The 20,266-nt window shown below is 63.2% G+C and carries 18 protein-coding genes and 1 tRNA gene; 10 read left to right on the top strand and 9 right to left on the bottom strand.

The features are described from left to right. From speB to F6S12_RS16365, 9 genes are all read left to right on the top strand, one after another. The coding region (gene speB / locus F6S12_RS16405; RefSeq protein ID WP_315869101.1) for an agmatinase at positions 1 to 806 on the top strand (806 nt) is incomplete at its 5' end. A gap of 113 nt (positions 807 to 919) precedes the next feature. Next, positions 920 to 995 (top strand) — tRNA-Thr (locus F6S12_RS16400). 264 nt (positions 996 to 1,259) lie between these two features. Beyond that, positions 1,260 to 2,243: a helix-turn-helix domain-containing protein gene (locus F6S12_RS16395; RefSeq protein WP_011058701.1), complete on the top strand. Its 984-nt coding sequence runs from the start codon at positions 1,260 to 1,262 to the stop codon at positions 2,241 to 2,243. 161 nt (positions 2,244 to 2,404) lie between these two features. Beyond that, entirely contained in the window at positions 2,405 to 3,439 is a 1,035-nt protein-coding gene (locus F6S12_RS16390) for a DUF1254 domain-containing protein (protein ID WP_152685878.1), read from the top strand. Positions 3,440 to 3,652: 213 nt separating this feature from the next. Then, the gene (locus tag F6S12_RS16385) at positions 3,653 to 4,504 is read left to right on the top strand and encodes a MipA/OmpV family protein (protein WP_077933212.1); all 852 of its coding nucleotides are present in this window, start codon (positions 3,653 to 3,655) and stop codon (positions 4,502 to 4,504) included. Positions 4,505 to 4,539: 35 nt separating this feature from the next. After that, positions 4,540 to 5,367 carry an acid phosphatase gene (locus tag F6S12_RS16380; protein ID WP_011058698.1) on the top strand — a complete coding sequence of 276 codons (828 nt, stop codon included), beginning with the start codon at positions 4,540 to 4,542 and terminating at the stop codon, positions 5,365 to 5,367. A 13-nt stretch (positions 5,368 to 5,380) separates the two neighbouring features. After that, positions 5,381 to 6,175, top strand: coding sequence for a hypothetical protein (locus F6S12_RS16375; RefSeq protein ID WP_053148554.1), 795 nt, complete (start codon positions 5,381 to 5,383; stop codon positions 6,173 to 6,175). 79 nt (positions 6,176 to 6,254) lie between these two features. Continuing rightward, entirely contained in the window at positions 6,255 to 6,641 is a 387-nt protein-coding gene (locus F6S12_RS16370) for a c-type cytochrome (RefSeq protein ID WP_011058696.1), read from the top strand. A gap of 24 nt (positions 6,642 to 6,665) precedes the next feature. After that, positions 6,666 to 7,796: a hypothetical protein gene (locus tag F6S12_RS16365; protein ID WP_315869100.1), complete on the top strand. Its 1,131-nt coding sequence runs from the start codon at positions 6,666 to 6,668 to the stop codon at positions 7,794 to 7,796. Positions 7,797 to 7,868: 72 nt separating this feature from the next. Here F6S12_RS16365 and F6S12_RS16360 read toward each other — a convergent pair whose 3' ends face one another. The 5 genes from F6S12_RS16360 to F6S12_RS16340 form a co-directional block, all read right to left on the bottom strand. Beyond that, a complete protein-coding gene (locus tag F6S12_RS16360; RefSeq protein WP_011058694.1) occupies positions 7,869 to 8,564 on the bottom strand; it encodes a tetratricopeptide repeat protein in 696 nt (231 codons plus the stop codon). A 5-nt stretch (positions 8,565 to 8,569) separates the two neighbouring features. Beyond that, a complete protein-coding gene (locus F6S12_RS16355) occupies positions 8,570 to 9,235 on the bottom strand; it encodes a hypothetical protein (protein ID WP_258028792.1) in 666 nt (221 codons plus the stop codon). A 207-nt stretch (positions 9,236 to 9,442) separates the two neighbouring features. Further along, positions 9,443 to 10,729, bottom strand: coding sequence for an OprD family porin (locus tag F6S12_RS16350; protein ID WP_015633793.1), 1,287 nt, complete (start codon positions 10,727 to 10,729; stop codon positions 9,443 to 9,445). Between the two features lie 238 nt (positions 10,730 to 10,967). Beyond that, positions 10,968 to 11,357, bottom strand: coding sequence for a nuclear transport factor 2 family protein (locus F6S12_RS16345; RefSeq protein ID WP_015633792.1), 390 nt, complete (start codon positions 11,355 to 11,357; stop codon positions 10,968 to 10,970). A gap of 27 nt (positions 11,358 to 11,384) precedes the next feature. Then, positions 11,385 to 12,080, bottom strand: a complete 696-nt coding sequence (locus tag F6S12_RS16340; RefSeq protein WP_019094900.1) for a DsbA family protein — start codon at positions 12,078 to 12,080, stop codon at positions 11,385 to 11,387. 262 nt (positions 12,081 to 12,342) lie between these two features. On the opposite strand from F6S12_RS16340, the gene F6S12_RS16335 reads away from it, so the two are divergent. Then, positions 12,343 to 14,442 (top strand): TonB-dependent receptor, encoded by a 2,100-nt coding sequence (locus tag F6S12_RS16335; RefSeq protein ID WP_011058688.1) that lies wholly within the window; start codon positions 12,343 to 12,345, stop codon positions 14,440 to 14,442. 81 nt (positions 14,443 to 14,523) lie between these two features. Here the strand turns inward: F6S12_RS16335 and F6S12_RS16330 are convergent, their stop codons facing one another. From F6S12_RS16330 to F6S12_RS16315, 4 genes are all read right to left on the bottom strand, one after another. Then, the gene (locus F6S12_RS16330; protein ID WP_011058687.1) at positions 14,524 to 14,724 is read right to left on the bottom strand and encodes a hypothetical protein; all 201 of its coding nucleotides are present in this window, start codon (positions 14,722 to 14,724) and stop codon (positions 14,524 to 14,526) included. Between the two features lie 244 nt (positions 14,725 to 14,968). Further along, positions 14,969 to 16,075 (bottom strand): agmatine deiminase, encoded by a 1,107-nt coding sequence (aguA, locus tag F6S12_RS16325; RefSeq protein WP_210457750.1) that lies wholly within the window; start codon positions 16,073 to 16,075, stop codon positions 14,969 to 14,971. 5 nt (positions 16,076 to 16,080) lie between these two features. Beyond that, positions 16,081 to 16,959: an N-carbamoylputrescine amidase gene (aguB, locus tag F6S12_RS16320; RefSeq protein WP_015633788.1), complete on the bottom strand. Its 879-nt coding sequence runs from the start codon at positions 16,957 to 16,959 to the stop codon at positions 16,081 to 16,083. A gap of 269 nt (positions 16,960 to 17,228) precedes the next feature. Then, positions 17,229 to 20,147, bottom strand: coding sequence for an aminotransferase (locus tag F6S12_RS16315; RefSeq protein ID WP_103407108.1), 2,919 nt, complete (start codon positions 20,145 to 20,147; stop codon positions 17,229 to 17,231). Positions 20,148 to 20,266: the final 119 nt, after the last annotated feature.

The raw sequence follows: 20,266 nt of genomic DNA, 5'->3' as shown, positions 1-20,266 counted from the left end.
GTGCCGGTGCCCGCCACGGCCCGCGGGAGGTGCGCAACCAGTCGAGCCTGATGCGCAAGGTGCACCATGTCAGCCGCATCGCCCCTTATGACCTGGTCCGGGTCGGTGACCTGGGTGATGCACCGGTGAACCCCATCGACCTGCTGGATTCGCTGAAACAGATCGAAGGTTTCTTCAGCCAATTGCACCAGGCCGGCGCCGTGCCCCTGGCGGTGGGTGGCGACCACCTGGTGACCCTGCCGATCTTCCGCGCCCTGGCCCGCCACCGCCCCATCGGCATGGTGCACTTCGATGCCCACTCCGACACCAACGACCGCTACTTCGGCGACAACCTCTACACCCACGGCACGCCCTTTCGCCGCGCCATCGAAGAAGGCCTGCTGGACCCCAAGCGCACGGTGCAGATCGGCATTCGCGGTTCGATCTATAGCGCCGACGACGAGGCTTTCGCCCGGGACTGCGGGATTCGCGTGATCCACATGGAAGAGTTCGCCGACATCGGCGTCGAAGCCACCCTGGCCGAAGCCCGGCGCGTGGTGGGCGACGGCCCGACCTACATCAGCTTCGACGTCGACGTGCTCGACCCGGCCTTCGCCCCCGGCACCGGCACCCCGGAGATCGGCGGCATGACCACCCTCCAGGCCCAGCAGATGATCCGCGGCCTGCGCGGCCTGAACCTGGTCGGCGCCGACGTGGTGGAAGTCTCGCCGCCCTTCGACGTCGGCGGCGCCACCGCCCTGGTGGGCGCGACCCTGATGTTCGAGTTGCTGTGCATCCTCGCCGAATCGATAGCGCAAGGCTCCTGAGGAGGGCCAGCCAATCGTTTGCCAGCGGACGCGGCCCTGAGCGCTTCGCAAAAATAGTCAGATTTCAGGGGTTTACAGAAGCCCGCCAATCGCTATAATCGTCGCCCTGACACGCCGGTATAGCTCAGTTGGTAGAGCAACTGACTTGTAATCAGTAGGTCCCGGGTTCGACTCCTGGTGCCGGCACCATACAAAACAAAGCCCTCGCAGCGATGCGAGGGCTTTGTTGTTTCCAGGGTCAAACAATCCTCTCCCGATGCCTTCAGCACCTTGCTGGACCCGGTATCGCCGCGCTTCAGCCCCCTTACCCTTCTTCGCAAGTCCCACAAGCACAATGTCCTTCGTGTTTAATGCACATCGCCAGCACGACTCCGGCAGGTGTTTTGCGCTAGTGTTTCCTGCGGACTCGGACGTTCTTCACGTGCACGGCCTTTGAACCAGGTGCAACCGCTCATGACCCATGCAACGCCCTCCATCAAACTCAGCACGCTTCAGCAAATAGCGCCCTACCTGAGCATGCGCGGGGTGTCGCCGCTGGAGTTCTTCCGGCGTTACGGGATTTCCCCGCAGGTTTTTCAATACCCGGATGCCTGGGTGCCGCGAGCGACCTGTTTTCACATCGCCAATGAAATGGCCGCGGTCGCACAGGACCCCTTCGCGGGTGCAACGGTGGGGCACCTGATCGAAGTACGCTCACTCGGCGCCTGGGGCGGGTTGATCCTGGGTTCGACCAACCTTGCCCAGGCGTGCGCAGTGGCAGCGATCCATACGGACTTACTGCATCAAGGAAGTGACGTAAGAATCGTTACCGAAGGCCGTACGACGAAGCTGATCCAGCAATTCACCGGGCAGCACGGGGCTGATCCGAAACAGGTCATTCTCGGCACTCTGGCGCTGCTGAGGAAAGTGCCGCTCATGTCCGGCGAGCCTTGCGCCATACGGGTGCATCTGCAAAACCCGCGGGAGCGAGGAGATGAGGCGCTGGAGGAGTACCTGGGGCCGAATCTGCACATGAACGCGAAGCACAACATGATCGAATTCGACCGTGAGCTGCTCGACACCCCACTGCAACCTGCCCGGGATGACGCCTGGAAAGTCACCGAGGCCTTGAAGTCGACCGCGCAAGCCGCCGGTGTGCTGATCGAACGGATCGCGGATCAGGATCGATCCAAACTTACCGCTATTTCAAGAAACATCGGCTTGTCTTCCCGAACGCTACAGCGTCGCCTCAAGTACTGCGGCATCGACTTCGAAGACCTGCGTGACGAGACCCGTCGCAGCGAAGCACTGCAATTGATTGCCAGCGGCAAATACACCGCGACCGAGATTGCCTACATGGTGGGCTACAGTGATCAGGCGCACTTTACCCGAGCCTTCAAGCGCTGGACCGGAAGTTCGCCGTCGCGCTACCGCTCGCTCTTGAAAGATGATCGTTAACCTCTTCGCCTGACCCTCCCGCCCCACTATCGGGCGCCTTCAAATAACCCACTTCGCGGTACTTGCCTGTTGTGCTTTTGGCACCAAATGGCAAGTTTCCAGCAGGGTGTTCTTATAAAGTCTGAAAAGGTAATGCCCACTTATAAGAGCTAGAGGTTTACATGCCCGATTCATCCACGGCCTGCATCGTCGCCCTGACGCTGGCCACTTTTGCCAGTGCACACGCTCAGTCATCCGCTGATGCGCCGGTGCGGGTAAATGTCGATAACTTTGCTCGCGCCGAGTCCGACCTCTACATGGGCAAGAGTGTGAAGAGTGGAGGCTTGGGGCGGTTTGTTCACAGCCGCGAAGCGGTTGCCATCGACGCTCAGGATGTCATCCGCATGAACAGGGACACGCTTTACTCGTCAGCGGTGTTCGATCTCGATGCCGGCCCGGTGACTGTCACCTTGCCTGAAGCCGGTGAGAGGTTCATGTCGATGCAAGTGGTCAACGAAGATCACTACGTGCCGGCAGTCATTTATGGGCCCGGTCCCCATACGCTGGCGAAAGAGGACATCGGCACACGCTATGTATTTGTCGCTATCCGCCTGTTCTTCGACCCCATGGATCGCAAAGACCTCGAGCAGGTGCATGCGCTGCAGGACGCCATCCAGGTCAGCCAGGCCAGGCACGGGGAGTTCGTGGTTCCGAAGTGGGATCAGGCGAGCCAGAAAAAAGTGCGTGATGCCCTGGCTGTTCTGGGTTCGACCCTTCCCGACTACAACCAGTCCTTTGGCCCGAAAGGCAGGGTCGATCCGGTGCGCCACCTGATCGGAACCGCAACGGGCTGGGGCGGCAACCCGAGCAGGGACGCCATCTACCTCGGAGCAGTATTGCCGCACAACGATGGAAAAACCGTCTACCGGCTCAAGGTCGAACAGGTACCGGTCAAGAGTTTCTGGTCTGTGAGTGTTTACAACGCCGACGGGTACTTTCAGAAAAACCCCTATGACGCCTATTCGCTGAACAACCTCACTGCCAAGAAAAGTGCCGATGGTTCAATTGTCATCCAGTTCGGGGGTTGCGAGGCCAAGGTCGTCAATTGCCTGGTTACGACACCCGGCTGGAACTACACCGTCAGGCTCTATCGACCGAGTAACGAAATACTCAGTGGCCAATGGCGTTTTCCAACGCCCGAGCCCGTCGATTTGTAAATTCGAGTATTCGAGCAAGTGCAAGTTTGTCGAAACGACGGACTCCTGCCATCGGTACTTGTAAACGCACTGGGGCGATCAATGAGGCCAGCGCTTGCGCCGGGGGTTTACCGGCCTGCACTCGCCTCGGATACCAGCACCTGCAAGTTGAATATTGGTGATCAACTCAGCAATGGCTCTGCACTACAGAGTTCACACCCAAGGAAATGAACAATGACACTCAAGGATCATTCACATTCTTTCAGGTCTCCCGTGGTGTTCTCCCTAAGTGCAGCCCTTGCATTGATGCTCGTGCCGCCTGCCCAGGCTGCCCCGGCCGATTCAGGCGGCACGCCATCGGTGACGGTAGGCGGTGGCTTGGCGGTTGGCCCGTTGTACCAGGGCTCTTCCCACTACGCCGCCTTCCCGTCACTGAAGCTCAAGGCGGTCATGCCGACCCAGGACTGGGGCACCTTTACCGCGGCCTTTCCGGAAGGGCTGCGGTGGGATCTGCCGGGGCTGGCGCCTTTCGGCGTGGCCCTGCTGGTGGGTTATGACCCGGGGCGCAAGGAACGCATTCACACCCTGGACGGCCGTGATGACTACCTGCGGGGCATGGGCAACCTGGACAGCACCGCCCTGGTGGGGGCGGAAGCGTACTGGATCCTGCCCGCCGGCCGCTTGTTCGTACGCGGCCTGCAATCGAGCCAGAGGCGCAATTACGGTGGCGAAAGCCTGGGCCGTACGACGTACCTGGAAGCCGGGGTCGCCACCACCTACCCGCTGTCTTCGACCTTGACCCTGGACTCGACGCTGTACGGTACCTGGAGCAACGAGAACGACATGATGGCCCGCTTTGGCGTCACCGCCCAGCAAGCCGCACGCACCCGGTTCGATGAATACCACCCCGGTGGCGGGATGCGCGACGTGACCTTGAAACTGGGCCTGACCTGGCAATGGCAGCCACAGCTGGCGCTGGAAGGTGGCATCAAGACCTACGCCCTGGTCTCCGACGCCCGTGACAGCCCGCTGACGGGGGAAAAGGTCGGTGCCGGAGCCTATCTGGACGCCTTGTACCGGTTCTGATCAGCCGTGGTCATGGATAGAAAAGAGAACGCACGATGAAAAAAATACCTGAACCCTTCGCGGTGACACTGTCCCTGGCCGGCCTGCTCTGGTCGGCATGGGCGCTGGCCGAGGACGCCGCCACGAAGGTCACCGATCCGCACTTCAAGCTGGCGCCAGGCTACCTTGAACCGGCTGACTTGCCTGTACGCCTAGCCTTGCTCGGGGCCCCGCCAAAACCGGGCTCCGCGGCCCTCGCGCGGGATGAAGAAGCACGGCGTGCGGCGCTGGCGCTGCGTGGCTCGAGCCGGGAGAAACTCGCGGCAACCGATGCAGAACTGTCATTCCCCGGCCCGGCGAAAACCTTCTCTTGCGCGCTGGGCACGCAGATCAGCGAAAAGAGCACCCCCCATCTCTATACCTTGATGCAGCGCACCCTGACGGATGCGGGGGGCTCCACCTACGCCGGAAAGAATGCCTACAACCGTACTCGCCCCTTCGTGGTGCATGACGAAGGCACGTGCCGCAAGGACATGGAGCCACTGCTGCGCACGGATGGCTCCTGGCCCTCCGGCCACTCCGCCGCGGGCTGGGCCTGGGGCCTGGTCCTGGCCGAGATCAGCCCGGCCCGCGCCACCGAACTGATGACCCGTGGCCTGGCATACGGCCAGAGCCGGGTCATCTGCGACGCCCACTGGCAGAGCGACGTGGACGCTGGCCGCATCATGGGGGCCGCGACGGTCGCCAGCCTGCATGGCAATCCGGCATTCCTCGCCGACCTGGCGGCCGCGAAGGAGGAGGTCAAGGCGGCGCAGCAGGCCGGCCTGAAGCCTGCCGAGGACTGCGCAGCCGAAGGCGTGGCTCTTGGGCTGACCCAGCACTGATCGGAGAAACAGCATGATCCACCGTGACCATCCGCACTCACCGTTGCTGCACCGGCGTACCCGCCTGGCGCTGCTGCTCGGTGCCTTGACGACCGCCGGAACCAGCCTGCCGCCCGTGGCCATGGCGGCAGACGACGATGGCTGGCGGTTCAACGGCGGCCCGTACGTGTGGGGCGCCGGGATCCGCGGGCACGTAGGCCACCGCAGCACAGGGACCCAGTTCATCAAGTCCGACTTCTCGGACATCGCGCGCAGTGTCGACATGTCGGTGATGCTGATGGGCGAAGCGCGGCGCGGCCCCTACAGCGTGCTCGCCGACCTGATGTACATCGACACCGACACCCGCAACCGGCTGCCAGCCGGAGCGCTGGCGTCCAAGCTTGAGGTGCAGAGCAAGACCGCCTCGGGTTTCCTGGGGGGCGGCTACCAGGTGCTGGGGGATGACGATCATCGCCTGGACATCGCCGGCGGCGTGCGCGTCTGGTACAGCAGCACCAGCCTCACCCTGCACGGTGGGCCGGCGGGGGGCCTGTCGGGCTCGGACAAGGCCACCTGGGCCGACGCGATGGCGGGGTTGCGCGGGCACTACGCCGTGAACGAGCGGTTCTGGCTCTCCGCCTGGGGCATGGCGGGCGCCGGGCAGTCCCGGGAAGACTGGGACCTGGCCGCACTGGCGGGCTGGGAGTTCCTGCCGGGCTTTTCGGCGGTGGCCGGCTACCGGGCCATGGGGGTCGATTATCGCCATGACGGGTTTGTCTACGACATCGTCCAGAAGGGCCCGCTGCTGGGTATCAGTGGGCGCTTCTGAGCCTTGTATCGCAAGGCTCCCCCCAGGCATGCGCTTCATGCTCCAATAGCCGCCGATTCCAGTTGCACGCAGGCCGCCCATGAAGCCCATCGCCGTATCGATCCTGACCCTGTTGCTCCACTCCCTGCTATTCAGCGCCCCGGCCCTGGCCGGTGATGCCGAAGCCGGCGCCAAGCTGTTCAAGCGCCTGTGCAGCGGCTGCCATAACATCGGGCCTTCGGTGCGCAGTTCCTTCGGGCCGCAGCTCAATGGCATCATCGACCGCCCCGCCGGCAGCGCCGCGGACTACCAGTACTCGACGGCCATGAAGTCCTCGGGCATTGTCTGGAGCCGGGACAAGCTCATCCAGTACCTGGAAGACCCCAAGGCCGTGGTGCCCGGTACCCGGATGATTTTCTGGGGGCTGAGCGATGAGGAAAAAATCGATAATCTGCTGGCCTATCTGCAGACGTTCCAGACCCCCTGACCCGTTTTCGACAAGGATGTGTTGATGAAGCTCCCTTTGCTCTCGCTGGCGGCCATGAGCCTCGCCCTGGGCGCGCTGACGCCCGATCTGCAGGCCGCCGGCTTCGACTGCGCCAAGGCCTCGACCCAAGTGGAAAAGACTGTCTGCGCCACGCCGACGCTGTCCGCCAAGGACGAGGAGATGACCCGCCGCTACCAGGCGCTGAAGCACTTGCAGGTGTTCCGCCTGCTGCAAGGCCATTGGTTGAAGAACACCCGCAATACCTGCCCCGACACCGATTGCCTGGAGTCGGTCTACCGGGCCCAGGTGAAAATGCTCACGTCGCTGCCGATTCCTCCCGAGCCCGCCCCGGACGCACTGCGCCCACTGGCTCCCGGCGAGGCGTACCTGATCTATGACCCGGACGACTGGCAGAACTTCACCCTGGCCACCTTCAACAGCACCCTGCCCCAGGGCGACCAGCAGATCGTCGATGCCCAGGTGATAGCCGGGGTGCTGTATGTGGTGCTGTTTGTCGGGCGCTATCAGCAGGGCAAGCCGGTGTATGTCGGCACCCTGTATGAGTACGCCGATGACCAGCCGGGGCTGCATCCCATCGCCCAGGACATCGCCTTCGCCGGCTGGGCCAATCCCGGGGCCAACGACCAGGGGCCGCGCTACGCCGGGATAGTCGATGGCCAGTTCTACTACCGCGGGCAGCTGGCGGGCCAGTTGCAGCAAAGCATGGTCTACCGCCTGGGTTCGCGCAGCGCGCCCTCCAGCACCCAGCAGGTGTTCCAGGTTGGCTCCAACACCTTCATGCACGCCCGGGCGCGGGTGGAGCAGGACCTCAATCGCGACAGCAGCCAGCTGTCCCTGAACTATGACCGCGCCAACGCGGGCAGCCATTCGGAGAACATCACCGAGCAGAAACAGCCCGATGCCGGATGGGCCATCGTCAACCCGACCTGGAGCACCACGCGCCCGGTGCTGTACTTCGATAACCAAGGGCCCCGGGCCTGTATCTGGCGGGTCGATATGCGGGGCAAGGAGTTGTCGAAGATAGTCACCGATCACGACGCGATGTCGGCCCGGCCGGTGGATATCCATGGCCGTGAAGCGGTGGTCTACCTGCAGGGCAACCAGCTGAAGCTCGCCATCAATCCGGACGACTGACGAACAGCGTTCGCGGATAAAAAAAGGCTCGCGATCAGGCGAGCCTTTTTTATTGCATCAACCACGCTGCATTCAAGGCAGCTTGATCTTGTACTCGGCCAGCTTGGCCTGGTGCTGCGGCTCGACGTACTTCTGGTTCACCAGCTTGGCGAACTGGGCAAAGTCGGCGCGGGCGTCGTCGGTCTGGCCCAGTTTGTCGTAGGCCAGGCCGCGGTGGTAGAAGGCCCAGGCATAGTCGGGCTGCTTCAACAGGCCGGTGCTGTAGGCTTCCGCGGCCTCGCGGTAGCGACCCAGGTCGTACAGCGTCTGGCCCAGGTGGTAGTAGGTCGGCATGTTGAAACCGCTGCCCTTGCCCGCCTCGCCCAGGTTGTTGTCAAGGTTGGACTGCACCAGCTCCAGGGCCTTTTGCGGGTTGCCCGCTTCGCGATACAGACGGCTCAGGTCCAGCACCGCCCGAGCATCGGGCTTGGGGCCCAGCTCGATGGATTTTTCCTTGGCGGCGATGGCTTCCGGATAACGCTTGAAGCTGGCGTAGGCATCGGATTTGAGCCAGTACACCAGGCTCTGCATGGGCTGGCTCAGCTGGTTCTTCTCAAGGCACAGGTCGGCCTCTTGCAGCACCACGTCGAATTTTTCGGCCTTGGAAGCCTGGCCCACCATGCGGCAATGGGCGTAGTTGATCTGGTCCTGGCTCTGCAGGCTGGCGCAGCCAGTCACAGCAAGGGCACACACAAGCAGGAGCGACCCGCGTACAGACAATGAAGGCATGTTTTTCAATCCAGCAGATGGGCGTTGAGGTCAGGGCGATACACCTGCAGCAACGGCGCGGTGACCGTACCCTGCAAGCTGCAGAAGATCGTGGTGCGTCCGGCAATCGGTGCGTGGGTGGTACCGATGTCGATGCTCAGGATGCGTTCGACATAACCGAACGGCGTAGCCACGCCACCGCCCGCCAGGCCTTCGGTGCGCCACTGGTCGATGGGGTCGCCGACCCGGCGGATCTCCACCCGGCTCATGGCGCTGCGGTCTGCCTTCAGGCGGCTGTTGTCCACCAGCAGCGGCTTGAGCGCCACGGCCACGTCCTTGGGCTGGCCCTCGGCGACAAAACCCCAGAACAGCAGGTTGCCCACCGACTTCAGCGACTGAGCTTCGTTGTAGTAGCCCACCAGGCGCACGCCATTGACCAGCAGCGGCTGTTCGAAGGCCTGGTAGCGCCCGCCTTCCTGCAAAGGGTTCATGACCTTGGGCGCGCTTACCGCACCGTACCGGGCCAGGCTCAAGGTGCCGGTCGGCAGTCGGGCGGTATTCAGGTTCTGGAAGAACTGCGCATCGCAGCGGGAGAAGTCGCTCAGCAACTGCTCGGGCGCAGTCGCTTGCTGGCCGTGGGCGATGCTGGCGACGCTCAGCAGGCACAGGCCGGATAGCAGGGTACGGAACATCGAAATCATCCGTGACAAGACAGGGGGGTGGACTGTAACAAGATTGATATGCGCCAACCACTGGCTGAAAAAAGCACCCGGGCGAGAACAGTCACCCGCCATCCCGGGCATTTCTGCAACCCGGATGCCCAGGCACAAAAAAGCCCCGAACCAGTCGGGGCTTTTCGTGTGGCAACCCCCTGATATCAGGGGGTGATCAGGCGTTCATCAGAACACGTTGATCGGGTAGTCGACGAACACACGCAGTTCGTTGCCGCCCACGTTGTACTCGGAAGACTTCTGCGAAACGCGCAGTACCGAGCTGCGTACTTTCACGCTCAGGTCTTTGGCCGGACCGCTCTGTACTACGTACTTGAACTGGTTGAAGATTTCCCGCTCGCTGCCGCCGGTGGAGGTCGAGGTGGTGATGTTGTCGCCACGCACGTAGGCCACGTTGTAGGTCAGGCCCGGTACGCCGAAGGCGCCGAAGTCCAGACCGTAGCCCAGCTGCCAGCTGCGCTCGTCTTCGGCGTTGAAGTCGGACCAGTAGGAGTTGGCCAGGTAGATGGTGTTGCCGCCATCGCCCACGCGGTTCTGACCACGCTGGTAGCCGCCATAGGCATAGCCCAGGTGGCTGTCGCCGGTGCTGCGCTGGTGCGCCAGGGTGAAGGAGTGCGGGCCCATGGCATAGGTGGCTGCCAGGCTCCAGATCTTGTTGTCTTCGCCGCCGGCTTTAGCCTTCTCGGCGTAGGACTTGTCCAGCTCGGTACGGTAGCCGTTGAAGTCCAGGGTCAGGGACTGGTCAGTGGCCAGCGGGAACACGTAGTTCAGGTTGATGTATTGCTTCTTCAGCACGTCTTCGACGTCGGAAGCGTACAGCGCGCCCTTGAACTGCTCGGTGAACTGGTAGCTACCGCCCAATACGTTGATCGACTTCAGGCCACCACTGTCACGGCCTTCGGCGCTCTTGCGCGATTCGGCGGTGAAGTGACCGGCGTTCAGCTCCAGGCCCTTGATCTCCTTGGAGGTGATCAGGGTACCGGTGTAGCTTTCCGGCAGCAGGCGCGAGTTGTCGTAGTTCAGCACCGGCAGGGCCGGCATCTGGTCACCGTAGGTCAGCACAGTGTTGGAGAAACGGAACTTGACTGCAGCACCGGCCTTGGCCAGGTCGTCTGCAGCGCTACCGCTGTCACCCTGCTTGAAGAAGTCGATGCCGCCGGCACCGCTGCGACCCTTGCCGCCGTCCAGGCGCAGTGCGTACAGGCCGAAGGCGTCAACGCCCACGCCCACGGTGCCCTGGGTGAAGCCCGAGGAGAAGGTGCCGATGAAACCCTGGCCCCATTCAGCCTTGTCCGGGTTGCCATCTTTGTAGTCACGGTTGATGTAAGCGTTGCGCAACAGCACTTTCAGGCTGCTGTCTTCAACAAAACCCTTGGCGTCGGCCTGGCCGTCGGCCATGGCCTGTGTTGCGCTCAAAATCCCCAGTGCAACCAAGCAGATCCGCTGTTTAAACATTTTATTTTCCTTATTACGGGTTGGTGACGCGCTGTGAGCTCCGCGGCTATGGCGATTGAACGCTCTTCTACCGTTGAAACAAAAAAGCCCGACCGCGGGTGAGCACGGTGGGCCTTTTATTATTCTGAAATATGGCTCCTGGCCACAGGCGTTGGGGCGAATCCTATCTGCGCCTTTAACAACGTGTCAATTTCGTGAATCGTCTTTGAATAGCTGAAAATATTCTAAGAACTGCGGGCTAGAGCATTGCCAGCTGCACACTGTGACTGTCCACGAATTGTTCGAAGTGGGTGACCTTGCCATCTTTAAGTGTCCACAAGTGAGCCACCCGTACATCGATCGGTTTGCCCGAGGCCTTGTAGACGCCCTGGTAATTGCCATAGGCGAACACCTTGTCGCCCTGGGCCACATAGTTCTCGACCTTGAAGGTGAAGTCCTGCCATTCCGAGCCCAGGCGCTTGAAGACGTGCTCCAGCACCGCCTCGAACCCTATATAGGTGCCGGCATAGGGAAAGCCCGCCGCCTCGGTCCAGCGGGCATCGGGGGCCAGGGCCGCTGCGGTGTTGCGCGCATTTTCCTGGGAGTTGGCACCTTCGTAGGTGCTCTTGATCAACGCTAGGTTATCCATGGGTGACTCCACGCAGGTCAGGTGAGTTCAGGGTGTGCAACCGTCCAGGCCACAGGCCTGGACCACGCCATCGTGAGGGCCGCTATCGGCGCCCAGGGAGGTCTTCAGCCAGTCGGCGAAGGCCTCGGGTTTGCCCAGCCAGGGGCTGATGTCGAGCAGCTGGTAACGACCATCGCGCTCCAGCACCAGGGTCGGGAAGCCTTGCCCGCCGACCTTGGCCAACAGGGCCCGGCTGGCCTTTATATGGTTGTCCAGTTCATGGGCCACCGCCTGGTCGAAGGCCGCCTCGAAGGCGGCCGGGGCAAACCCCTGGGCCTGCGCCAGCTCCAGCAGCACCTGCCGGTCGGCGATCCTGCGCCCTTCCAGATAATGCGCCGTCTGCAACCGGCCCAGAAATTCCAGGCCCCGCCCTTCCATAGCCTGGGCCGCCAGTACGGCGGCAATCGGCGGCGCCGAGTCGAAGGTGGCCGTCTCATCCCGCAGCAGACCCTCGAAATAGGCCTGGCCAAAAGGCTGCCCGGTGTACTCGGCGATCCGCCGGTCATGGGGCATGACGTACTCGCGCAGTTGCGGCGAGACCGGCTGGCGGTTGCGCCCGGTCATCATGCCGCCGGCATGGGCCACCACCGGCACCACCGCCTGGGCGGCCTGCACCAGCGGCTTGGCACCGTAGCACCAGCCGCACAGGGGGTCATAAATATAGTGAAGGGTGGCCAAGGACATATCTGGGCTCCAGCAAGGTCTTGAAAATTCGATGTCACGCAGACTAGGCCGCGCGCGCCAAGGAAAAAACCTCGAATTGGCTTTTAGTCTGTTGCTGTAACCGGTCGAATCCGTCTGTTTAGCTTCAGTATGCGAACCGATACCCGAAAGATACATTCAGAAACAAATAGCCAGGGGAACTTATTAGGGAATATTTAACATCTGGTAATGACAAGCATTACCATTCGCACCCTCGAATTTCCCCTTCTCGGATGCGTTTCAGATGCCTGCCCATTTCCGCCTCATGCCCCTGTCCCTGGGTCTTTGCACCCTGCTGGCCAGCGGTTTTGCCTGCGCTGCCAGCACTACCCTGCCGATGACCTCCATCAGTGCCGAGGCCGAAGCCGACCCCGATGACCCTCGCGTCAAGGAAGTCAGCACTGCAACCCGTACCTCGACCCCGGCGCGCTACGTGCCCCAGGCCATCGACACAATCAAGACCGCCAACGTGCTGGACTACGGCGTCAACGACCTGGGCAGCGCCCTGAGTGGCATTCCCAACGTCAGCAGCGGCTCGGACACGCGCTTCGACAGCCTGCGGATCCGCGGCTTCGATGCCAGTAACGACTTCTACCTGGACGGCATCCGCGACGACAGCCAATACGTGCGCGACCTGCACAACATCGAGCGCATCGAAGTGCTCAAGGGCCCGGCGGCAGTGCTCTACGGCCGTGGCAGCCAGGGCGGGATCATCAACCGGGTGAGCAAGCTGCCGGAATTCGGCCGCCGCTCCAGCGTCGAAGTCCAGGGCGGCAGCCAGGACCTGCGCAGCCTGTATGCCGACCTCAGCGCCGACCCGACAGAGAACATCAGCCTGCGCCTGAACCTGGGCAACGAGGACCGGAACAGTTTCCGCAAAGGCGTCAGCGGCAACCGCCAACTGTTCGCCCCGTCCATGAGCTGGCAACTGACCCCGGACCTGAACTGGCTGGTGCAGTACGAATACAGCCGCTACAACCGCACCCCGGACCGCGGCATCCCCGGGGTCAACGGACGCCCGGCGGACGTCAGCCGCGACACCACCTACGGCGATCACCGCGACTACATCGACGACAAGTCCCAGTCCCTGCGCTCCAAGCTGAGCTACGAGCTCAGCGAGAACTGGCAACTGCGCCACACCCTGGGGGTATTCAAGCTCGACAGCGACTTCGACAACACCTACCAGACCGGCTACAACGCCACGACGGGCAAGGTCCAACGCCAACGCTGGCAGCAGGACCTGAAGACCCGCAACGTCTACAACAACACCGAACTGGAGGGCCGTTTCGACACCTTCGGCCTGGAACATCGCCTGCTCACCGGCCTGGAGCTCGGCAGCCAGCGCCGCGACCCGATCCTCTACAACGCCGCCACTTCCGGGCCGGGCAGCCAGGCGGTGCCCGCCGTCGACCTGTACAACCCCAACCCGTACCAGAGCCACACCGGCCGCATGCAGGTCTCCAGCAACAACCACACCGAGGTCGAAAGCCGGGCCCTCTATGTGCAGGATCAACTGCGCCTGAACGATCAATGGCAATTGCTCGCCGGCCTGCGCTACGACAACTTCGATGTGCAGACCAGCAACCGCAAGAACGGGCTCTCCGAAAGCCGCGAGAGCCACAGCGTCAGCCCGCGCCTGGGGGTGGTCTGGACGCCGCTGGAGCACCACTCGTTCTATGCCTCATGGAGCAAGTCGTTCTCACCGGTGGGCGGCGGCCTGATCGGCATCACCCCGAACGCCGCCGGTAACGGCAACGACCTGAGCCCTGAGCTCACCCGGCAGAAGGAAGTCGGAGTCAAGAGCGACTGGCTGGGCGAACGCCTGAGCACCACCCTGGCGGTGTATGAGCTGGAGCTCTACAACCGTCGCACCTCCGATCCGCAGGACCGCAGCATCACCCTGCTCACCGGGCTGCAACGCTCCCGCGGCATCGAGCTGACGGGCACCGGCAAGATCGTCGGCAACTGGTACCTGCGCGGCGGCATCGGCCTGCAGGACGCCGTGGTGGTCAAGGACAACAACGGCTTCGAAGACAAGCGCGTGAACAACGTCGCCAAGCGCAATGGCAGCCTGTTCATCACCTGGAAACCGGAACTGGGCTGGTACGCCGAGACCGGCCTGACCCTGGTCGGCGACCGCTTCGCCGATAGCAGCAACACCGTGGCGCTGCCCGGTTATGGCCGCTGGGACGCCCTGGCCGGTTACCGGCACAAGGACTGGGACGTACGCGCTGCGCTGAACAATATCGCCGACCGCGAGTACTACAGTTCCGCCACCAGCGCCTTCCAGATCCAGCCGGGCGACCCTCGCAGCCTGGTGGTCACCGGCAACTACCGCTTCTGACGCCCGGATGCCCGGCATCTGAATGCCAGGCAAAAAAAAGCGCTGCCATCCCGGCAGCGCTTCGCACAATCCCTTGTTTGTCTATCCTTTCACCACATCCCACAACGCCTGCAGTTCCGCCTCGCTGAGCAATCCAGCGGGGTAACGCTCAATGATGATCCGGCGCGGATCAGGTTCCCTGATCTGACGCGTTCCATTGGACTTCAACCACTGGGCCAGCACCTGCAGCGACTCGTTATTCATTGCCAAGGGATGGGACGCCCGCTCGCTGACCATGTTCATTCCAGCGCTCTCCTGGTATCTGAGCGGCCTAACTTATCCAAGCTTTATGACAGAACAACACCGTTCTCCATGTCTCAGAATCACGCCAGGAGAGATACAAGAGCTATGCCAATGTGCCACCCGTGCCGATATACGGCCATGAAAAAGCCCGCGGCCTGTCTAGGCTGCGGGCTGGCTGGTGAAGCTCAGGCCACGGGCCGGGCCGGCACCGGCAAACAACCGGCATCGGCTGTTACAACGGCACTCAAATCCGCTGTGGCGCGGGCTGTTGCTGGGTAAGGCAGTGGATATTGCCGCCCCCCAGTAACAGTTCACGGCCCGGCACCATCACCACTTCGTGCTCGGGAAACAGCTGCTGCAGGATGGCCTTGGCCTGGGCGTCCATCGGGTCGTCAAAGCTGGGCGCGATGATCCCGCCATTGACGATCAGGAAGTTCACGTAGGAGCCCGCCAGGCGCACCGAAGGGTTGCGCTCCTGGCTGCCCTCTACCGCGTCGACCCCGGCGCATTCCTCTTCGGTGGCGTACAAGGGGCCGGGAATCGGCATCTTGTGCACCTTGAAGGTGCGACCCTTGGCGTCACGGGTGTTTTCCAGCACCTTCAGGGCGGCTTGGCAACGCGGGTAGTTCGGGTCCTGGGGATCGTCGGTCCAGGCCAGCAGCACTTCGCCCGGGCGCACATAGCAGCAGAAGTTATCCACATGGCCGTCGGTTTCGTCGTTGTACAGGCCGTCCGGCAGCCAGACGATCTGCTCCACCGCTAGATGCTCGCGCAGTACCGCCTCGATCTCTTCGCGGGACAGGTGCGGGTTGCGGTTGTGGTTGAGCAGGCATTCCTCGGTGGTGATCAGGGTGCCTTCGCCATCGACGTGGATCGAGCCACCTTCGAGCACGAAGCCCTCGGTGCGGTACTCCTGGCAACGTTCGATTTCCAGCACCTTGCTGGCGACCTGCTCGTCACGGTTCCACGGCGAATACAGGCCGCCTTCGAAGCCGCCCCAGGCGTTGAAGCCCCAGTGCACGCCGCGCACTTCGCCGCTGGCGTTGATGACGAAAGTCGGGCCGGTGTCGCGGACCCAGGCGTCGTCGCTGGACATTTCCACCACACGGATATTGGGCACGTCCAGGCGTGCCCGGGCGTTTTCATACTGGGCCGCGGACACGGCCACTGTCACCGGTTCGAAGCGGGCGATGGCCTTGGCCACCGCGGCATGGGCGGCCTGCGCCGGCTTGCCGCCCAGGCGCCAGTTGTCCGGGCGCTCGGGCCAGATCATCCAGGCCTGGGTCTGGGTCGCCCATTCGGCGGGCATGTAGAAACCGTCGGCGCGCGGCGTGCTGTGCAAAGTGCTCATAGTGTTCAGGACTCCAGGGAACCGTCGAGGGTTTTCAGCGCGCCATAGAGGTTCGGACGACGGTCACGGAAACTGCCCCAGGCGCTGCGGATGTGCTCGAGCTCGTCGAGGTCGAAGCTGTGCACAAGGATACCTTCTTCAGTTTGGTTGAGCTCCTGAACCTTCTCGCCGAACTGATTGGCGATGAAGGACGAGCCGTAGAAGGTGATGTCGTAGCCGTCCTGCTCTTCGTTGCCGATGCGGTTGCTGGCGATCAGCGGCATCAGGTTGGCCCCGGCATGGCCCTGCTGCACCCGCTGCCAGTGGTCGCGGGAGGAAATTGTCTGGTCGTGGGGCTCGCTGCCGATGGCGGTGGGGTAGAAGAGAAGCTCCGCGCCTTGCAGGGCCATGCTGCGGGCGCACTCGGGGAACCACTGGTCCCAGCAGATGCCCACGCCGATCTTCGCGTAGCGGGTGTTCCATACCTTGAAGCCGGTATCGCCCGGGTTGAAGTAGTACTTTTCGTGGTAGCCGGGGCCATCCGGGATGTGGCTTTTCCGATAAATCCCGAGGTTGCTGCCATCGGCATCGATGATCGCGATGCTGTTGAAACGCGCCCGCCCGGCCAGCTCGTAGAAGCTGATGGGCAGCACCACTTGCAGCTCCCTGGCGACTTTCTGGAAGTGCGCGATGGCGGCGTTGCTGTCCACCGTGGTGGCCAGTTGCAGGTAATCCGGATTGGGCTTCTGGCAGAAGTAAGGCGCCTCGAACAGTTCCTGGATCAGGATGATCTGCGCCCCCTTGGCCGCGGCTTCGCGCACCAGTTTCTCAGCGGTTTCGAGGTTGGCCTCAAGGTCCCAGGAACAGGCCATCTGGGTAGCGGCGACGGTAACGGTACGGCTCATGGATCAACTCCTGGGCAAGGCGAAGCGGTCGATGACAACGGACACAAGGCACCGGGCACGGCGAGGCTGGGCCTGGATATGGCCACTTTATATCCGATAAATATCGACTTTAAAAGCTGAAAAACCATTAGCTACGATAAATTACCGACAAAAAGCCGATAACAATCGAATTATCAAGAAACGCATTCGCCGGCAAGCCGGCTCCTACCAAGCGTTGCAGGAGCCGGACTGCCGGCGAATGGAGGTCAACGCAAAGCAGAGCCCTGCGCCTACAGCTCTTCGCTCAACACCTTGGCCAGCATGTCGACGAAGAAATCCACGCTCTGGCGAGTCGTGACCATCGGCGGCTTGATCTTGAGGATGTTCAGGTGATCGCCGGTAGGTTGCATGAAAATCCCCAGCTCGCGCAGGCGTTCGCACAGCAGGGTGGTTTCCTCGGTGGCCGGTTCCAGGGTGGCGTGATCGCGGATCAGTTCCAGCCCCAGGTAGAAACCGGAACCATGCACCGCTCCCACCAGCGGGTGGTTTTCCTTGAGCGCCTCCAGCCGCTGCCGGAAGTGTTCACCGACCACCTGGGCGTTTTCCCAGAGTTTCTCTTCCTGCATCACGTCCAGCACCGCAATGCCGATGCGGCAACTGACCGGGCTGCCGCCGGACGAGGAGAAGAAATAGCCTTCGGCCTCCAGCGCTTCGGCGATTTCCCGCCGGGTGATCACCGCACCCAAGGGCTGGCCGTTGCCCATGCCCTTGGCCATGGTGATGATGTCCGGGGTCACGCCCTGCTCCTCGAAGCCCCAGAAGAACTGGCCCATGCGCCCGTAGCCGACCTGGATCTCGTCGGCGATGCACACCCCGCCCCGGGCCCGCACCCGCTCGTAGACCTGCTGCAGGTAGCCCGGTGGCAGCGAAATCCCTCCGGCGTTGCCATACACGGGTTCGCAGATGAAACCGGCCAGCTGGCGTTGCTGCTCATCCAGCTTGTGCAGTTGCTGGTCGACGCTGCGCAGGTAGTGCGGGGTGCTGTCCTGGCCGCGGAACTCGCCGCGATAGGTGTTGGGCGCGGTCACCGGGTGCACCCACTCCGGACGGCTGGTGAGGGCCTGAGGGTTGTCGGCGATGGAGGTGGATACTGCGTCAGCCGCCACCGACCAGCCGTGGTAGGCCTCCAGCACACTGAGCATGTCGCGCCCGCCGCTGTAGGCCCAGGCCAGGCGGATCGCCAGGTCATTGGCCTCGGTGCCGCTGTTGACCAGGAACACCCGGTCCATGGAATCCGGTGCCAGGGCCAGCAGGCGCTCGGAGAACTCGGCGATCGCCGCATAGTGGAAACGCGAGTTGGTGTTGAGCAGCGACCATTGCCGCGCCGCTTCAGCGGCCATGCGCGGGTGACCGTGGCCCAGCACCGCGACGTTGTTGAGCATGTCCAGGTAGGAACGCCCCTGCATGTCGATCAAGTGGTTGCGCCAGCCGCGCTCGATCCGCGGCGGATCGAGGTAATAGTGCTTCTGCGAGCGGGCAAAACTGGCGTCACGACGCTCCAGCAGGGTTTGCGGATCCAGTTCCGGCTCGGCATCGCAGGCCAGCCCCAGCAGCGCCGCCGGCGAGGGGCAAAGGGCTTGCCAGGCCGGGGCTCGGGACGGTGTACAGAACAGCGGCGGATCCAGTTCGGCAGCGCGACACAGCTGCACCTTGAGCCGACCATCCGCCGCCACGGCGCCCAGCACCTGGCCCTTGACCAGCGCCGCTCCCGGCTGCAACGAAGGCTCGACGCCCCACAGGTGCACACTCAGGGTCGGGCCATCGAGGCGCAACAGGCCTTGCTCGCCACGGTGCAGGACCCCGGCGAACGGCGCTTCCACAGCGGTGCCTGGCGGCACTTGCAGTTGTACATGCAAGGGGCAGGTCGAGGGTTCCTCGGCGCTATCGGGACGGGTCTGCGACAGGCGGTACTGTCCATAGCGGCTGGCGGCCAGGCCATGGGCGGCGCCAGCTTCGGCCAACAGGCGATCGTCGATCCCCGGCTGCTCCCAATTGCCCGCCTCGAAGTGCGGGCTGAGCACGCCCAGGTCGATCAGGGCGAATTCGCGCCCCACCAGGCTCGGCAACAGCGGGGCGAACCCCTCACCGCCGATGGCAGGCAGTGCGTGCCCGACAGCGGTGAGAATCGCCGCCTCCATGAACTCGAACGACACCGAGTTGGCGACCTGGAAAATCTCCCACTCGTGGCTCAGGTTGGCACGGCTGTAGGCATTGCCCGGGTCGATGCTGACCTGCTGCTCGCCACTGAGCACCAGCACCGCCGCCCGGGCCACGATCAGAGGCCAGAGCGCCAGCAGCTCCGCCCGTTGCAACGGGTTGACCTGATGGTAGGCCTGGATCGCCGGGAGGATGCGCAGCGGGTCGCCCTCGGCGTGATGCAGCAGCGCCGCGCAGGTCACCGACAAGTCGGTGATGCGCCAGGTGCGGATCAGGTCGCCGAAATCGATCACCCCCTGCACCTGCCAATGCCGTGCTTCATCCCGCTGCCAGACCACGTTGTCATCGGTGATGTCCATATGGATGGCCTGCACCGGCAGTTGCTCCAGCAGCGGATGCAGGCGGCGCTCGGCGCGTTGCGCGGCGCTGGCGATCACCGCTCGTTGCTGCGGGTCGGCAATGACCGGCAGCAGATGCCCGATCAATGCCTGGGCATGCCGGGCGTCCCATTGCAGGGTGCGCTCCAGGCCCGGATGCTCGAAATCCGCCAGGGCCAGGTCCATCTGCCCGCACAGCCGGCCCAGGCCCGCCACCAGCTCGCCGCCCAGGTGCGGCAGCTGGGTCAGGGAGCGGCCTTCTATATAGTCCAGCAGGCGCACGTGCAGCGCTTGCCCGGCGATCTCCAGGGACAGCAGGTCCGCGCCGTTTGTCGCCGGGATGACCCTGGGCACTCGCAGCTCCGGGTGCTGTTGCAGATGCTTGAGGCCGGCGTGCTGCGCCTGCAACTCCAGGGCCGAGTAGTCGCCGCGGCAGATCTTCAGGACAAACCGCCCCTGGGGGCTGTCGACGCGGTAGTTGAGGTCTTGCTGGCTGCCCAGCGAGTGCAGGGTGCCGTGCAGGCCGTAGTGGCTTTCCAGCAACTCCAGCGCTTGCTGCGCTAAGACTTGCGGGCTGGGCAGACTGGCACGGTGGATCAAGGTGGCGAGCAACATACAACGACCCCTGGAATTGTTATAGGGCGCTTATATCGCCACTGCCTAGAGCGATACGCAACCCCTCGGGCCATCGCGAGGGTGCAAAGCCACGTCCGTCGCGGGGGCTGGGGGCGCCA

Origin of the sequence: Pseudomonas sp. JV245A (assembly GCF_032424515.1) — a bacterium.
Lineage (GTDB): Bacteria > Pseudomonadota > Gammaproteobacteria > Pseudomonadales > Pseudomonadaceae > Aquipseudomonas > Aquipseudomonas protegens.
This window is presented reverse-complemented; position numbering and strand designations above follow the sequence as displayed.

What these genes read in the sequence shown, in the direction of transcription:
- F6S12_RS16395 (WP_011058701.1), top strand. Translation starts at nt 1,260, where the DNA reads ATGACCCATGCAACGCCCTCCATCAAACTCAGCACGCTTCAGCAAATA.
- F6S12_RS16390 (WP_152685878.1), top strand. Translation starts at nt 2,405, where the DNA reads ATGCCCGATTCATCCACGGCCTGCATCGTCGCCCTGACGCTGGCCACT.
- F6S12_RS16385 (WP_077933212.1), top strand. Translation starts at nt 3,653, where the DNA reads ATGACACTCAAGGATCATTCACATTCTTTCAGGTCTCCCGTGGTGTTC.
- F6S12_RS16380 (WP_011058698.1), top strand. Translation starts at nt 4,540, where the DNA reads ATGAAAAAAATACCTGAACCCTTCGCGGTGACACTGTCCCTGGCCGGC.
- F6S12_RS16375 (WP_053148554.1), top strand. Translation starts at nt 5,381, where the DNA reads ATGATCCACCGTGACCATCCGCACTCACCGTTGCTGCACCGGCGTACC.
- F6S12_RS16370 (WP_011058696.1), top strand. Translation starts at nt 6,255, where the DNA reads ATGAAGCCCATCGCCGTATCGATCCTGACCCTGTTGCTCCACTCCCTG.
- F6S12_RS16365 (WP_315869100.1), top strand. Translation starts at nt 6,666, where the DNA reads ATGAAGCTCCCTTTGCTCTCGCTGGCGGCCATGAGCCTCGCCCTGGGC.
- F6S12_RS16360 (WP_011058694.1), bottom strand. Translation starts at nt 8,564, where the DNA reads ATGCCTTCATTGTCTGTACGCGGGTCGCTCCTGCTTGTGTGTGCCCTT.
- F6S12_RS16355 (WP_258028792.1), bottom strand. Translation starts at nt 9,235, where the DNA reads ATGTTCCGTACCCTGCTATCCGGCCTGTGCCTGCTGAGCGTCGCCAGC.
- F6S12_RS16350 (WP_015633793.1), bottom strand. Translation starts at nt 10,729, where the DNA reads ATGTTTAAACAGCGGATCTGCTTGGTTGCACTGGGGATTTTGAGCGCA.
- F6S12_RS16345 (WP_015633792.1), bottom strand. Translation starts at nt 11,357, where the DNA reads ATGGATAACCTAGCGTTGATCAAGAGCACCTACGAAGGTGCCAACTCC.
- F6S12_RS16340 (WP_019094900.1), bottom strand. Translation starts at nt 12,080, where the DNA reads ATGTCCTTGGCCACCCTTCACTATATTTATGACCCCCTGTGCGGCTGG.
- F6S12_RS16335 (WP_011058688.1), top strand. Translation starts at nt 12,343, where the DNA reads ATGCCTGCCCATTTCCGCCTCATGCCCCTGTCCCTGGGTCTTTGCACC.
- F6S12_RS16330 (WP_011058687.1), bottom strand. Translation starts at nt 14,724, where the DNA reads ATGAACATGGTCAGCGAGCGGGCGTCCCATCCCTTGGCAATGAATAAC.
- aguA (WP_210457750.1), bottom strand. Translation starts at nt 16,075, where the DNA reads ATGAGCACTTTGCACAGCACGCCGCGCGCCGACGGTTTCTACATGCCC.
- aguB (WP_015633788.1), bottom strand. Translation starts at nt 16,959, where the DNA reads ATGAGCCGTACCGTTACCGTCGCCGCTACCCAGATGGCCTGTTCCTGG.
- F6S12_RS16315 (WP_103407108.1), bottom strand. Translation starts at nt 20,147, where the DNA reads ATGTTGCTCGCCACCTTGATCCACCGTGCCAGTCTGCCCAGCCCGCAA.